Raw genomic sequence first — 14848 nt, 5'->3', positions numbered from 1 at the left:
TTCCCCGACATAGGGAGTGCTCATTCTTGATCTCCGGCGGCTGGGTTCAATTGCGGGACGGGTAAATGCCCGAAAGCGCAATGAAGAAATTGATGACGTTGTATGGTTGGACGTTGGAATGCGGCTGTCCGCCGCCTGTCGGCACGACACTTTGCGGGGACAGTAGCACCTGCGCTCCACCAGTCTGTGCATAGATCGGCACGGAAGTGGTGCCGAAGAGTTTGCCTTCCGGGTTCCGCTCCTTGCCGTCGGCCGTCGCGCCGTTGCCGATATGCGTGTGGGCCGGAATTTGTTGCGAGTTCAGAGTCACGGTCTCGGTGCCGCCGACCTCGCCGATCCCATAGGCCGGAGGCCGCCAGCTCGGATCGGCCGACTCGCCGAACGCTACCGGCGTACGGCCCTGCAGATTTGGCAGAGCAAATGTGGTGGTACCGTTGCCGCCGTATGCCGTCCCCAACAAGGAGAACAAGGCCTGGTTCTGGTTGATCGCCAGGATCTGACCATTACAAAGCGCAAAAGATCGCGGCGCGAAGCCGAATCCGCCCATCATGATCTGTCCAACAAATGGTTCGGCCATGGTTGTCCCCATCCCAACGAAGCTTGACGACTCTGGATTTATCCCCGCGGGCACTCTCTCCTATAACGGGCATATTAGGAAGGGGGGTCCAAGGGACTTTTTTTTAGACTTCCCGTAGAAGTGGTGCGATTCTGGGTTGTGTGACTCAAAATTACATGTCAGTCAGTCGGCGAGGCGGTGAACGGACTGATCGTGACGATGGACTCCGTCATGTGGCGTGCAGTGCGCACGGGGGCGAGATATGTTTCAGCAGTCGTTTGGTCGGGCAGGCCTGGTGCGCGGTGACCGCGGGCCATTCGCCTTTTTTCTCGGTTTCCTCGTGTTCCTATGCCTGGCGACGCTGTGGCCCGTGTCCGCCGCGCGAGCGGGGGCCTGCGGGACAACCCAGAACATCTCGGTGGTATCGGGCGGGACCAGCATCATTACCTGCTCGGTATGGGGCTTCATTCAGCCCGCAGTGACGCCTCCGGCTCATGGCAGCCTGACATTCGGTATGCCGACGAACACCAATGCTCTCATCTACACCAACAATGGGGATGGGGCGACGTCCGACAGCTTTGTCGTCTACGATGAAAGTGTCACGTCGCCGGTTACCTTTAACGTGACGGTGGCGCCGTCGAGTTCGCCGTTGACGGTAACGCCGGCAAGTCTGCCGACGCCCGCGATCGGTGTCCCCTACAATCAGACGCTGAGCACCACCGGTGGCACCGGCCCCTATACCTATTCTCTGGGTGGCGGGACGGTATTGCCGCCCGGCCTCACGCTCTCGGCGGCCGGTGTTATCTCGGGAACGCCGACCGGCTCTGGAGGCTATAGTTTCACAGTGCATGTGGTCGATTCGACAACCCCCGCGACCAACGCGGTCGACAAGAGCTATAATCCGGCGATTGCAGCGCCGACGATCGTTGTCACTCCGAGCAGCGTGCCAGATGGAGGGGTCAACGTTCCCTACAGCCTGCAGTTTTCTGCTTCCGGCGGCACCGCGCCTTACACCTACACACGCGACAGCGGCACCCTGCCGGCCGGGTTGGGCCTTTCGACCGGCGGGCTGCTGTCCGGTACGCCGACGGCGGCTGGCAGCTCGACGTTCATCTTGAAGACGCAGGATAGCACGACGATCTCGACCGGCGGCGTGCACTTCAAGACACAAAGTATAACGATCACCATCAATGCCTTCCCACCCGTGAGCCTGTCGCCGGCGAGCGGTTCGGCGCTTTCCGGCGGTACGGTGGGCACAGCCTATTCTAACACGTCCATCTCGGCCAGCGGCGGCTCGGGTACGATCACCTATGCGGTGACGGCAGGTTCATTGCCAGCTGGCCTCGCGCTGAGCGGATCGACGGGCGCGATCAGCGGGACGCCGACCGCCGCAGCGACCGGCACGGCGAACTTCACGGTGACAGCGACCGCCGCGACCGCCGGTTCGGCTTCTGCAAATTACTCCATCACGGTGGCCGCGCCGCCGGTGGTGCTGTCACCGGCGAACGGAGCCCTGTCGGCTGGAACGGTCGGCGTTGCCTATGCGAACAGTTCGATTTCGGCCACGGGCGGCGTTGGCGCGATCACCTACGCCTTGACATCCGGTTCGTTGCCGGCGGGCCTCAGCATCAATGCCTCGACTGGCGCCATCACCGGCACGCCGTTGGCCGGCGCGTTCGGAACCGCAAACTTCACGGTGAAGGCCACCGCGGCAACCGTCGGGTCGGATTCGAAGAACTACTCGATCACGATCGCAGAGCCGCCGGTGGTGCTGGCGCCAGCGGGCGGTGCCTTGGCGGGAGGCGTCGTTGACGTGGCCTATCCGGGGGCATCGGTGTCTGCGAGCGGCGGCTTGGGGACGATCACCTATGCGGTGACGGCGGGTGCGCTTCCCAATGGCCTTGTTCTGGACCCCTCGACGGGCACGATTTCCGGCACCCCGACGGCGGCCGGGTATGGCACGGCAAACTTCACGATCAAGGCGACGGCCGCAACCGCAGGCACGGCAGCTGCCAGTTACTCGATCACGATCACGGCACCGCCGATGACGTTGACGCCGGGGGGCGCGTTGACCGGTGCTACCGCAGGTGTCGCCTATTCAGAGACGTCGATCACGGCGACGGACGGACTGGGCACGGTCGTCTATTCGGTAGCGTCCGGAACCTTTCCGCCGGGCTTGACACTGAATGGATCGACCGCTGCGATCAGCGGCACGCCATCGCTTGCGGGTACTTTCAACTTTGCGGTCACAGCGACCGATGCGCATAGCCGGACCGCCACTGAGAGCTACAGCATCACCGTGGCTGCTACGGTTCCTGACGCACCGACCGCCGCTGCGGCGACAGGCGGTGACAGCAGCGCAGATGTGAGCTTTGCTGCACCCGCTTTTAGCGGCGGCACGCCGATCACCAGCTACACCGTAACCTCAAATCCGGACGGCATCACCGGAACGGGACCGTCGAGCCCGATCACGGTGCCCGGCCTTTCCAACGGCACCAGCTATACATTCACTGTGACCGCGACCAACAGCACCGGCACGGGCCTTTCGTCAGGCGCTTCCAACGCGGTTACACCGAAGGCGCCGCAAACCATCACCTTCGCCAATCCGGGCGCACAGAACTTCGGCACAACACCCACATTGACGGCAGCATCGAGTTCCGGACTGACGGTTACCTTTACGTCGTCTTCCGCCGCGGTGTGCGAGGTCAGCCCGGGCGGGCAGTTGACCTTCCACCTCGCCGGTCCTTGCTCCATCAATGCCGACCAGGCGGGCGACGGCAGCCACTTGGCCGCGCCGCAGGTCACACAGACTTTCACCGTCAACGCGGTCGCCCCTGGTGCGCCGACAGGCGCGAGCGCAACGGCCGGTGTCGCGGCCGCCACTGTCTCGTTCACCGCGCCCTCGAACACGGGCGGTGCGACGATTGCCAGCTATACCGTCACCTCAAGTCCGGGCGGCTTCACGGGAACGGGACCGTCGAGCCCGATCACGGTGCCCAGCCTTTCCAACGGCACCAGCTATACATTCACCGTGACCGCGACCAACAGCGCTGGGCCGGGTCCGGCGTCCAGCGCATCCAATGCGGTCACGCCGAGGTCGTCCCAGACGATTGCCTTCGGCAATCCGGGCGCGCAGAACTTCGGCACCGCTCCGACTTTGGCGGCGAACGCGAGTTCCGGTCTGCCCGTTGCCTTTGCGTCCTCGACCACGGGGGTGTGCACGGTTACTCCCGGCGGAACGCTGACCTTCCAGCAGACCGGTATATGCACCATTGAAGCCTCTCAGTCGGGCGATGGCACCTACCTCCCCGCACCGGCGGTCGCACAAAGCTTCGCCGTCAATCCTATCGTGCCGGGTGCACCGACGGCGGCTTCTGCGACCGCCGGCGACACTCAGGCGATGGTATCCTTCGCCGCACCGTTGAGCACGGGCGGTGCGACGATTACCGGTTATACCGTCACGTCAAACCCTGGCGGCATCACGGGGACCGGCGCATCGAGCCCGATTGCCGTGAGCGGCCTTACCAACGGCATCAGCTATACATTCACGGTGACTGCGACCAACAGCGCTGGCACGGGTCCGGCGTCCTCTGCCTCCAACGCGGTCATCCCGAAGGCGTCACAAACCATCACCTTCGCCAATCCCGGCCCGCAGAACTATGCGGCACCCGTGACGCTGAGCGCGAGCGCCGACTCCGGGCTCACCCCAGTCTTCCAATCGCTGACGTCAAGCGTCTGCGTGATCACGCCAGGCGGCGCCTTGACCTTCCGCAATGGCGGCACCTGCACCATCGAAGTATCGCAGCCGGGCAACGGTTCCTATCTGGCTGCCCCGAATGTCAGCCAGTCCTTCCTGGTTTCGGCGCCGATTTTCGCCTTCACGCCGGCCGCCGGCGCATTGCCGGTCGCGACCGTGGCGACGGCCTACACTCAGAGCTTTGGTGTCAGCGGCGGAACGGCGCCCTATAGCTTTGCGATCGCCGGCGGTGCGCTTCCGGGCGGCTTGATGCTCGACACTTCGACCGGTGCGCTTACCGGTACCCCGACGGCTGATGGCGCGTTCAATTTCACGGTGCAGGCGACCGACAGCTACGGCGCGGCCGGGACCAGCAGTTATAGCCTGACCGTTCGCATCCAGGCACCGATCGCGGGTGCCACGACTGCAACGGTTGCGGCCAATTCGTCCGCCAATACTATCACGCCCAATCTTTCCGGCGGCGCAGCCGCGTCTGTCGCTATCGTCGCGGCGCCATCGCATGGTGCAGCTAACGTAACGGGAACCACAATCAGCTATACGCCGGCGACCGGTTACTCGGGCGCCGACAGTTTCACCTACACTGCGACGAACGCAACGGGCACGTCGGCGACGGCGACGGTTACCGTCACGGTGTCGCCGCCGACGCTCGCCTTCACGCCGGCGCCAGGCGCGCTTGCCGGTGCGACGGTCGCGCAATCGTACGATCAGACGATCACGGCTGCGAATGGAACGGCGCCCTATAGCTACGCGATCACTGCCGGAGCGCTTCCCGCGGGCTTGACGCTCGCCGGCGATGGCCGCCTTTCCGGGACGCCGACAGTTGACGGACCGGCGACCTTCACCGTCACGGCGACCGACGCGAACGGCGCCACGGGCGATGCGGCCTACAGTCTGGCCGTGGCCGTTCAGGCACCATCTGCCGGTGCGGTTTCTGTCACCATCGCCGCGAATTCGGAAGCAAACGCCATTACGCCCAATCTTTCCGGCGGAGCGGCTGTGTCCGTCGCGCTTGCGAGCGCGCCGGTCCACGGAGCCGCGTCGGTGTCAGGCACCTCGATCCTTTATACGCCGGCGGCCGGCTACTCGGGCACTGACAGCTTTACCTATATGGCGACGAACGCAACGGGGACGTCTGCGCCCGCGACGATCACAGTGACGGTCTCGCCGCCGGTCCTGGCGTTTTCGCCACCTGGCGGCACACTCGCCAATGCAATCCCCGGCGTTTCCTACAGCCAGAGCATAACGGCGAGCACGGGAACGGCGCCCTACAGCTACACGATCGCGTCCGGTGCTCTGCCGGGGGGGGCTGACGCTGGACGGGTCGAGTGGAACCATTTCCGGACGGCCGACCGGCGATGGCGACTTCCGTTTCACCGTGACGGCGACGGACGCCAACGGCGCGACAGGTCAGGCGAGCTACCAGATCGCCGTCGTCTCCAGCAATTTCGTCTTTAGCCCGTCCGCCGGCGCACTGCCGGATGCGATGGTCGGCGAAGCCTATTCTTCGCGCATTTCGACGACCGGCGGGGTTGGCGCTCTGGTCTACAGCGTCAAGAGCGGCGACCTGCCGAAAGGCATGGTTCTCAACGTCTCCACCGGCGAACTGACCGGGCCGCTCGCCAATGATGCGACGCCCGATACCTATCGTTTCACCATCGGGGTAGCTGACAGCCGTGGTGCCAGCGGATCGGCGGCTTATAGCCTGCAACTGAAGGCCCGCGCCGTCACCGCGCCGGATATCTTCGTCGAGGTCCCTGCCGGCTCGACACCGAATAACGTGTACCTCAACAGCGGCGCCACCGGAGGCCCGTTCATCGGCGCCGCGGTCGCCTCGGTCTCGCCGCCGATCGCCGGCGCGGCCGAGATCATCGAGGGTGAACTCGCCGCTGCCGGCAGCTTCACGCCGGTCGGCTTTTACCTCAAGTTCACGCCGAACCCTTCTTATTCCGGCCCTGCCGTTGTTGGTTACACGCTGCAGAGCGCGATCGGCTCCTCCAATGTCGGGCGTGTCACCTACAAGATCGCGCTCGATCGTGTGGCGGCCGGGGAGGAGATCGACAGCCTCGTGCGCGACTTCGTCCGAAACCGGCAGAACCTGCTGTCGTCAACGGTCAAGGTGCCGGGCCTTCTCGATCGACGCCGGGCTGCGACGAGTACCGATCCGGTGACGACGGCTGTAACGCCCTCGGACAAGGGCGCACGGCTCGGCTTCTCCTCCAGCCTCGCCCAGATCCAGGCAGCGCGTGATGCAGCCGAGGCGGCTGCAGCCGGCCAAACCTTCGTGAAGACTGACCGGCTCTTTGACATCTGGGTGAACGGTAGCTTCCTGTTCCACAAGGACGAAGATGACAAAAGCGACAAATGGGGTAATTTCGCCCTGTTCTCCGCCGGCGCCGATTATCTCCTCAGTGACCGCGCGCTGGTCGGCCTCTCGGTCCACTACGATTACATGACGGATCCGACCGACGAGGACGCTGAACTGACCGGCAACGGTTGGCTCGCCGGTCCCTATGCCTCGTTCGAAATCGGGCAGAATGTTTTTCTCGATGCGAACCTGCTCTACGGCGGCTCGTCGAACGACATCAACACCGGCATTTTCCGTGGCGGCTTCGATACAAGCCGCTGGCTGGCGGATGTGAAGCTCACCGGCGAATGGCAACTCGACGAGATCACCGTTTTGACGCCGAAACTCAGAGCCGTCTATTTCAACGAGGAGACTGACGATTACACCGTGAAGAACGCGATCGGCGAGACGATCGATCTAAAGGGCTTCATCGAGGAACAAGCCCGCTTGAGCATCGGCTTCGATGTCGAGCGGACGCTGGAATTGGAAAACGGGTTGACCCTGTCGCCAACGGTCGGCGCGGATGTCGGCTTTGCCTCGCTCGATGGCGAAGGTCTGTTCGGAAGGGTCTCGGCCGGGCTTGCGCTTTCCAACAACGACAACTGGGACCTCGACTTCTCGCTGCTGTTCAACATCGAAGGTGACGGCTCGCAGTCGGCCGGTGCCAAAATCGGCGCGCGCGTCAGCTTCTGACAAACCGCGCGATGACACGCGATGATCGGTGATAGCGGTCAGCTGGCGGCAATAAGGCGGCGCTGACTAGTGACGGATTGTGCGGCGATTGCTGAGACGATCACGTGGTGAGTGGGCCTGAGGCACTGACGATCGCAAAAGGGCGGGCCACCCCAACCTCGCAGGCGACGCGTTACATCGCCTTATTCCTCAAACCTGTGATTGCTCTTGTTCTGAATACCAGGTCGCATAATGTATCGATCGCATCAATTCTTGGCCGCAGCACTCGATTTCACCGACTGGCAGAACAATACCCAGAAACCGTGGTTCTGCTATTTTCAGCTCCGCCCGCATGCACGTCAACACGAACTTGAAACCCTTGGCAAATCTCGTGCAGGCAATGATGCTGGCTTTTGGTTCAAATCCCCTCACATCAGGATTTTTGTCAATCAGCCGAGCGTCTGCATGGGCGTGGTAAACGATCCTCGGAACAGTATGTGAGGGGTCTACTGCGCCAGATGGCCACACTGGCATCAGACCGTCTCGAGCCGGCCGAACCGAACCGGGATGAATTGCCGCGTCTCGAGTTGTCCCGCCGAATCCTTATCAATGACAGTCAGGAACTGTTGTTCAGAGCCCATAGGAAGAACCAAACGGCCCATTGGCTTGAGCTGCTCAATCAAAGCCGGCGGCGCCTCCTCGGCCGCCGCCGTAACCAGGATCTTGTCGAATGGCGCGCGCTCGGGCCAACCGCCAGACCCATCGCCGATACGAATGCCGACATTTGAGATGCCGAGGCTTCGGAGGAGAGCCTCGGCATGGCTTGCAAATTCCTCGATGATTTCGACGCTCCAAACCTGCCCGGCGAGCTCCGCGAGGATTGCGGCTTGGTAGCCCAAGCCGGTGCCGATCTCGAGCACTGCCTCATGCGGTTGGGGATCAAGGAGATCGATCATGAGAGCGACCATGAAGGGCTGCGACACGGTTTTATCGAAGCCGATCGGCAGCGGCATGTCCTGATAGGCAAAGGGCGCAGCCGGTGCGGGCACGAAGAGATGCCGGGGCACCCGCAGCATCGCTGCCATCACCCGTTCATCGAACGCCGCCTTGCCCAGTTCTTCGCTTTCAAGGTCGGCATAGATCGCAATCACCTCGACCATGTGCCTGCGCAGAACCGCGAGGTGCTTTTCGTTCATTGGCCTCATGAGCGCGGGCCCTCCTCAGCCAAGTGGGTGCCAGCTAGGTTTCTCACATTAAACGGCCATGGGTATGCGATCGCAAGATCAAAAGGCCAACAATGGCCCCAGCGATCCGGCGCCTCACAGGCAAAGTCTCAGAAGTGTGGAACTGCGGACCTAGCAGTGATGTCGTCCATTGTTCCACTCGGCCCCTTCTCTTGCGTGGACTGTCGTGCGTGGCGCAGTCTCGCTCAATTCAATGGAATTCCCATCCACCATAAAAGGCTCACCGAAGCCAGGTACAGGATGGCATCTGCAAGCAGCCTCTGACCGGGCTTCAAAGTGGCAGCGACCGTTTCATTCCGGCAAGGCCATTGCCGCGCGTCTTCCTGCATCATCATTTCACACCTTCCCGTGGGTTCGCGCTCCAGCCCGCTCGCCGCGGCGGCGCGCATCTGACTGGCGGGATATGCGAAGCCCGGCTACATTAATCAAATGAAGTAGGGCCATGTCGAATATGCGTGACGTTCATAATCTCGATCTCAATCTCGTGCGGATCTTCAATGCGGTGCTGGACGAGCGTGGCGTCACCCGGGCAGCCGAGCGCCTGCATCTGACGCAATCGGCCGTCAGCCATGCCTTGGCGCGACTGCGCGAGATCATCGGCGACGAACTGTTCATCCGCGGTCCAGATGGCATGCACCCGACGCCCCGGGCGGCCGAATTGGCGCAATCGTTCAAGCCGGCTCTCGTCCAGATCGAGGCTGCGGTGTCCGAGCCGGTTTTCACTCCGGCAACGTCCGAGATCGAGTTTTCGATCTCGACCTCGGACTACATCACCGCAACGATTGTCCCGGATTTGATGTTGCGCATGCGCAAGGCGGCGCCGAACGCCCGCTGCCGCGTGCGCGCACTCAGTGAAATGAACATCACCGAGGAACTCGATCGCGGGACAATCCATGTCGCCATCGGCGTTTTCGGCAAGACGCCCTCGCGCTTCGTCAGCGAACCGCTGTTTTCGGACCAAAGCGTCTGGCTGATGCGCCGGGATCATCCCGCAGCCTCGGGCGCCTTCGGCCTGCGCGAACTTTCGCTCTATCCGCAGATCGACATTCTGATCTCTGATCAGATCCAGGCGGGTGCCGGCGCGACAATCGATCAGGGCGGACTGGAGCGCGCCTATATCACCAGCAATCCGCGTCATATCGAGGCCTTGCTCGGTGCCGAAGGCCTGGTGCGCAAGGTCGGAGCCACCGTTTCTCACATTTTGGCCGTGCCCTCGCTGGTGGCCGCGACCGATATGCTCGCCTTCACGCCGCTGCAATTTGCCAAGCGCGCAGCCAAGGCACTCGACCTGACCTGGCGGGAGCCGCCCTACCAGGCGCCGGCGTTTCAGATCTCCATGCTGTCACATCGCACCATGGGCGCACATCCGTCGGTGCAATGGCTGCGCAATGAGCTGATCGAAAGCGCCAGGCGCTATGGCGTCGAAGAATGACGCCGGTATCTTTGATCTGCATGAATGGCATTCATTTCTCAAATGCTCAATGATCATTTCATTCATTGCCGCTCAGGGCTCATATTGTCGAAATCTTGATCTGGTCCAACGGACCCAAAGGATTTACGGCAATGAACGCAGTCGTCACGGAACTCCCCGTTCAGGACAAGCGAACGGCTCCGATGCAGACCCCAGCAACCGGCCGGTCGCAGAGCGAAGAGCCGAGGCAAACGAAAAAGCCGCGCCGCAAGCGGAGCTATCTCGCCCTTACGCGCGCCGCCGTCATCGTCATGGGCATAGGTCTTGCCACGGTGATACCGCTCGGCTGGGGGCAGTGGGTGGCCGGTTTCACCGACCAATCGACTGACAACGCCTATCTGCGCGCCGACATAACGCCGGTTAGCACGCAGATCGGCGGACATGTCCGCGCCGTTCTCGTTGGGGATTTCGAGCGGGTGCACGCCGGCGATATTCTGGCCGAGATCGATCCTGCCGAATATCTGGCAAAGGTTAGCCGTGCGCGGGCAGCGGTATCGGCGGCTGAAGCTGCGATCCGCAATGTCGATAGCCGCGTACAGTTGCAGCACCGCATCATCGCGCAGGCGCAAGCGAGCATTGAGGCGACGGCCGCAGACCGCGATCGCGCGGCCGCCGAGCATGGGCGGCAGAAGACACTCGCCCGCGACGGTTGGTCGACCGGCCAGAGGCTGGAAGAGGCGCTTGCCGCCATCCGCCGCTTCGAAGCCCAGATGATCGAGAAGCAGGCCGAAGTCGATGCCGAGCGGCAACAGTTGGACGTGTTGGGCACGCAGCGCGAACAAGCATTGGCCGAGCTTGCCAGTCGGCGCGCCGAGCTTCAGCTTGCCGAAATCGAACTTGGCTATACCAAGGTCATCGCGCCGACCGACGGCGTCGTCAATGTGAGCAGTGTGCGTGCCGGCCAGTATGTGTCGGCTGGGACGCGCGTGATCTCCGTCGTTCCGCTGCCGAATGTCTATGTGGTGGCGAACTACAAGGAAACGCAACTCGGCAAAGTCCGGGTCGGCCAGGCCGTCACGATCGCCGTCGATATGTTTCCGGGCGAACGCCTTGCCGGCCGCATAGAGCAGATCTCGCCCGCGAGCGGTTCGGAATTCGCCCTGTTGCCGGCCGACAACGCCACCGGCAACTTCACCAAGGTCGCCCAGCGCATCGCGGTGAAGATAGCGCTGACCGATGTGCCCGAGGGGCTGCGCCGGCAGTTGCGACCCGGCATGTCCGTCGTATCGACCATTCAAACCGATACGCCCGCGAAGCTCTGAGGACGGGGAGGGCTGACGATGACATCCGTTGCGATCGCAAAGCCTAGCGTACCGTTTCCGGGCCTGAAAACCATCGTGGCGATCGGAGCCGTGCTTCTCGGCACCTTTACCTCAATCCTCAATTCGCGACTGACCGAGATCGGGCTGGCGGATATCAGAGGCGCTCTGGGTCTCAGCTTCGACGAGGCGTCGTGGATCACGACGGCCTATGTCGTCGCCGAGGTCGCGGCGATCCCGGCAGCGGTCTGGCTGCGTGGCATTCTCTCGCCGACGCGCGGGGTCATCATCGGCGCGGGGCTGTTTTCGATCTTTTCGCTGGTCATCCCGCTCAGTCCCAACCTGCAGGTGCTTTTGACATTGCAGGCGCTGAGGGGCTTGAGCGCCGGCATCCTGATCCCGATGGCTTATGCCGTCATCATGCGCCACTTGCCGCAGCAGCAGCGTCTCTATGGCTTGTCGCTCCATGCGCTCGTCTCGGCCGCCACGCCCAGTCTGTCGGTCTCGCTCGAGGCCTGGGTGATCGATCGCCTGTCCTGGCAGTTCCTCTTCTGGCTCAATGCCGTCCCCGGTGCGCTGACGGTCTTTGCCGCCGGTTATGGCCTGGCGCACGAGCCAATCAAATATATGCGTTTCCGCAAGGTGGACGGTTTTGGGCTCCTGGCACTTTCACTTGGCCTGGCGGCGTTGGTAACGGCGCTCGACCAGGGCAACAGGCTGGACTGGCTGCACTCGGGCCTGGTCGTCGGGTCGCTTCTGGCCGGCGTGTTCCTGATCGGCGCCTACCTCGTCCACGCCGTGCTGCATCCGAACCCGGTCGTCAGTCCGAAGCTGCTTTGGAGGCGCAATGTCGGGCTCGGACTGCTGATGATGTTTGCCGTCAGGCTCGCCATCATGTCATCCGCCTTCCTGATCCCGCAATATCTGATCCGCGTTCAGGGCTACCGGGCGCTCGAAAGCGGCGAGCTGTTTCTCAATGCCGTGATCCCGCAACTGCTGTTGACGCCCGTCGTCGCCTGGCTCTGCTACAGGGTCGACCCGCGCAATCTGTTGGCTGCGGGCGGGATCCTGACCGGCGGCGGCATCCTGATGGCGGTCAATCTCAGCAGTGTGTGGGCGGCCGACGATTTCCTGTTGCCGGTGATGCTGCAGGCGCTCGGAGCACCCCTGTTGGCGGTGCCGACCATGGTGTTGATCACCGAAGACATTCAGTTTCAGGAAATACCCTGGATCGCTTCGCTCGTGCATATCGTCAGGACCGTCGGGTCGGCCGTCGGCATGGCGCTTGTTGCGACGGTCGTGCGCGTGCAGGAGCAGATTCATTCCAACCTGATCGGCCTTCATGTGCACAGCGGCAACCCCGAAGCGCTCATTCGTATAGAGACGCTCGCGAGCACGCTCCGGCCACGGGCGTCGGGCGAACAGGATGCGATAGGGCAGGCGACTGCAATGGTGGCCAGGGTGGTTCAACGGGAAGCCTATACAATGAGCTACGCCAACGCGTTCTTCCTGCTCGGCATCATCATGCTGCTGGCGACGGTGACGTCGCTCGCCATGCGTCGGCCATCGCTGCCGGGGCGGTTCCTGTAGCGGAAAAGCCACGTCTCCTTCGGCGTGTGGGGCGCGTCTGCTCTCTACCCGCGAAGCTTTCGCTCTGGCCCTGCGGCACAACCGCCGATATCGCTTCGTTTTGCCAACCATCGACCCAAAAAGGGGGGCTTGGGCGAAGCAGATGGCTCTTGCATTTTTCTCACGTTCAACCTCAACTGGCGGCCGTGGGCGGATGCTGCGTTGCGAAACGCTGCTGCATGACGATGGAGGGGGCCATCGGAACGCGCGCGCTTGAGTAATTATCGATTTCAGAGCTCCGCTTGTCGCCGCCCCTCGGCGATCATCGGACGTGTCCGTCGTTGTCACGCCATGGTTTCCTGGGGCGGCAACGACACATTGCGAAGCCTGCCCCATTCCTTATTCACATATTGGTCGCCATGAACGAACAGTTTCAACCGTCCGACCTTTCCGACACAGCGCCGCCCTACGAGTTGATAGAAATTGCCGAGTGTTTCCAGCCAATCGTGGGACAGCCTTCGTATGACTGGGCCTATCTGGCGGCCACTCACCTCATCGGCTCGCCTGCCAACGTCGCGATTTCGGCAATCCTGGAGGAAACCGGCAGGCTCGCCGGCGCCGATCGCGCCTGGATGTTCGAATACGACGACGATCTTCTGCGGTTCCGCAATACCCAGGAATGGGCCCGCGAGGGCGTGTCGTCGCACGTAGAAGATCTGCAGCAGACGCCGGTGACGATGATCGGCTGGCTGCATCAGTGGCTGGTTGCCGGCAAGGCGGTCATGATCAATGACGTCGCCAACCTTCCGCGTCCCGCGCGCGTCCTTCAGGCGGAAATGCTGCGTCAGAACGACAAGAGCGTCCTGTGCGTGCCGGTCTTTCATGACGGCACCTTGCGCGCCTGTATCGGCTTTGATGCGACGCGCGCGAAACGCCGGTGGCCGGTGCCCGAGATCCACCAACTTGCCCGCTGTGCAAAACTGATCGGCATCGCTCGCTATGGGCGAGCGCCGAAGGACGGTCAACGCGACGGAAGCACCGTCAGCGCACTCACCGGCACCGAGCCCCTCGTGCATCTGCATATGCCGGGGCGCACGCGCGGCGTTCCGCTGGCAGCGATCGTCGGATTGCGTTCCGCCAAAGACTACACGCAGATCTGGTTGAGAGACGAAGCGGCGGTGCTCGATCTACGGCCGTTGTCGTTTTGGATCGGCCTGCTTCCGAAGTCGAACTTCCTGCGCATCCACCGCACCACGGTGATCAACATTTCTCATGTGACCGAGTTGGACCGTCACGCAGGCCCGACCAGGCAGGGTTGGGTTGTGCGCCTGCGCAAGCTCAATACGCCATGGGCCGTATCACGGCCCTACAGGCAGGAATTGCGCAGCCGGCTGGGGATCTGAGATTGTCCACAATCGCCGACCTCCCGCTTTGTCGTTTCGTCGAACCTGTAGGTTGTTTCGTCGATTGGCCGTTGCCGCTTTAGGGTTGCCGTGCAAGCCAGCGTCCTGGGATATTCTGGACGATGGCGAGGGGCAAGCCTTTGAAAAAGATCAATTGTATGAACAAGGGCTTGGCTGGCGGGCTTGAGGGTGAGGAGAGCCGGGGTAATCGGCCGTTGGCGAGACGTCGCCCGGTGGGCGGCAGGCAACGCCTCTTGCTGAGTAGCACAGCGCTATGGCTGTTTGCCGCTTCTGGTCTTGCCCTCGGCATGGTCGCGATCACGCCTTCGTCTGCTGAGGCGGCAGGAAAGGGCGGCAACGGCGGTAGCACAGGTGGTGCCGGTGGTGGCGTGGACGGAAACCTGCAGGGCACACCTGGCGCCGATGCGACCTATTCCGGAAATGGCGGCGGCGGTGGCGGGCCGGGTGCCGCCGGCGGCGCGGGAAGTCAGCTCGGTACCGGGGTTGCCGGCACTGGCGGCGCAGGCGGTACCGTTGGCAGCCCGAATGGAACGTCAGGCGGTAATGGCAGCG

At 62.8% G+C, this 14848-nt stretch carries 8 protein-coding genes and 1 pseudogene; 7 read left to right on the top strand and 2 right to left on the bottom strand.

Annotated features, from left to right (window positions below):
- Positions 1-46: 46 nt before the first annotated feature.
- A complete protein-coding gene (locus BKP54_RS31460) occupies positions 47-577 on the bottom strand; it encodes a tail fiber protein (protein WP_057222961.1) in 531 nt (176 codons plus the stop codon).
- A 241-nt stretch (positions 578-818) separates the two neighbouring features.
- On the opposite strand from BKP54_RS31460, the gene BKP54_RS36915 reads away from it, so the two are divergent.
- Both BKP54_RS36915 and BKP54_RS31450 read left to right on the top strand, forming a co-directional pair.
- A complete protein-coding gene (locus tag BKP54_RS36915) occupies positions 819-5768 on the top strand; it encodes a putative Ig domain-containing protein (protein ID WP_084815437.1) in 4950 nt (1649 codons plus the stop codon).
- Positions 5689-7350, top strand: coding sequence for an autotransporter domain-containing protein (locus BKP54_RS31450; RefSeq protein ID WP_245317962.1), 1662 nt, complete (start codon positions 5689-5691; stop codon positions 7348-7350). The genes BKP54_RS36915 and BKP54_RS31450 overlap by 80 nt, the downstream gene beginning before the upstream one ends.
- 512 nt (positions 7351-7862) lie before the next feature.
- Here the strand turns inward: BKP54_RS31450 and BKP54_RS31440 are convergent.
- On the bottom strand, positions 7863-8534 hold the full coding sequence (locus tag BKP54_RS31440) for a protein-L-isoaspartate(D-aspartate) O-methyltransferase (protein WP_084815434.1): 672 nt from the start codon (positions 8532-8534) through the stop codon (positions 7863-7865).
- Positions 8535-9015: 481 nt separating this feature from the next.
- Here BKP54_RS31440 and BKP54_RS31435 point away from each other — a divergent pair, with 481 nt between their 5' ends.
- The 5 genes and pseudogenes from BKP54_RS31435 to BKP54_RS31415 form a co-directional block, all read left to right on the top strand.
- Positions 9016-10005 (top strand): LysR family transcriptional regulator, encoded by a 990-nt coding sequence (locus BKP54_RS31435; RefSeq protein ID WP_084815433.1) that lies wholly within the window; start codon positions 9016-9018, stop codon positions 10003-10005.
- 131 nt (positions 10006-10136) lie between these two features.
- Positions 10137-11306, top strand: coding sequence for an HlyD family secretion protein (locus BKP54_RS31430; RefSeq protein WP_245317960.1), 1170 nt, complete (start codon positions 10137-10139; stop codon positions 11304-11306).
- An 18-nt stretch (positions 11307-11324) separates the two neighbouring features.
- On the top strand, positions 11325-12893 hold the full coding sequence (locus BKP54_RS31425) for a DHA2 family efflux MFS transporter permease subunit (protein WP_084815432.1): 1569 nt from the start codon (positions 11325-11327) through the stop codon (positions 12891-12893).
- 485 nt (positions 12894-13378) lie between these two features.
- The gene (locus BKP54_RS31420; RefSeq protein WP_064742379.1) at positions 13379-14275 is read left to right on the top strand and encodes a GAF domain-containing DNA-binding protein; all 897 of its coding nucleotides are present in this window, start codon (positions 13379-13381) and stop codon (positions 14273-14275) included.
- A gap of 254 nt (positions 14276-14529) precedes the next feature.
- Positions 14530-14848 (top strand): annotated as a pseudogene (locus tag BKP54_RS31415) (hypothetical protein); the annotation flags it as partial.

The organism is Ensifer sp. 1H6 (assembly GCF_001976035.1).
GTDB classification, from domain to species: domain Bacteria; phylum Pseudomonadota; class Alphaproteobacteria; order Rhizobiales; family Rhizobiaceae; genus Ensifer; species Ensifer canadensis.
This window is presented reverse-complemented; position numbering and strand designations above follow the sequence as displayed.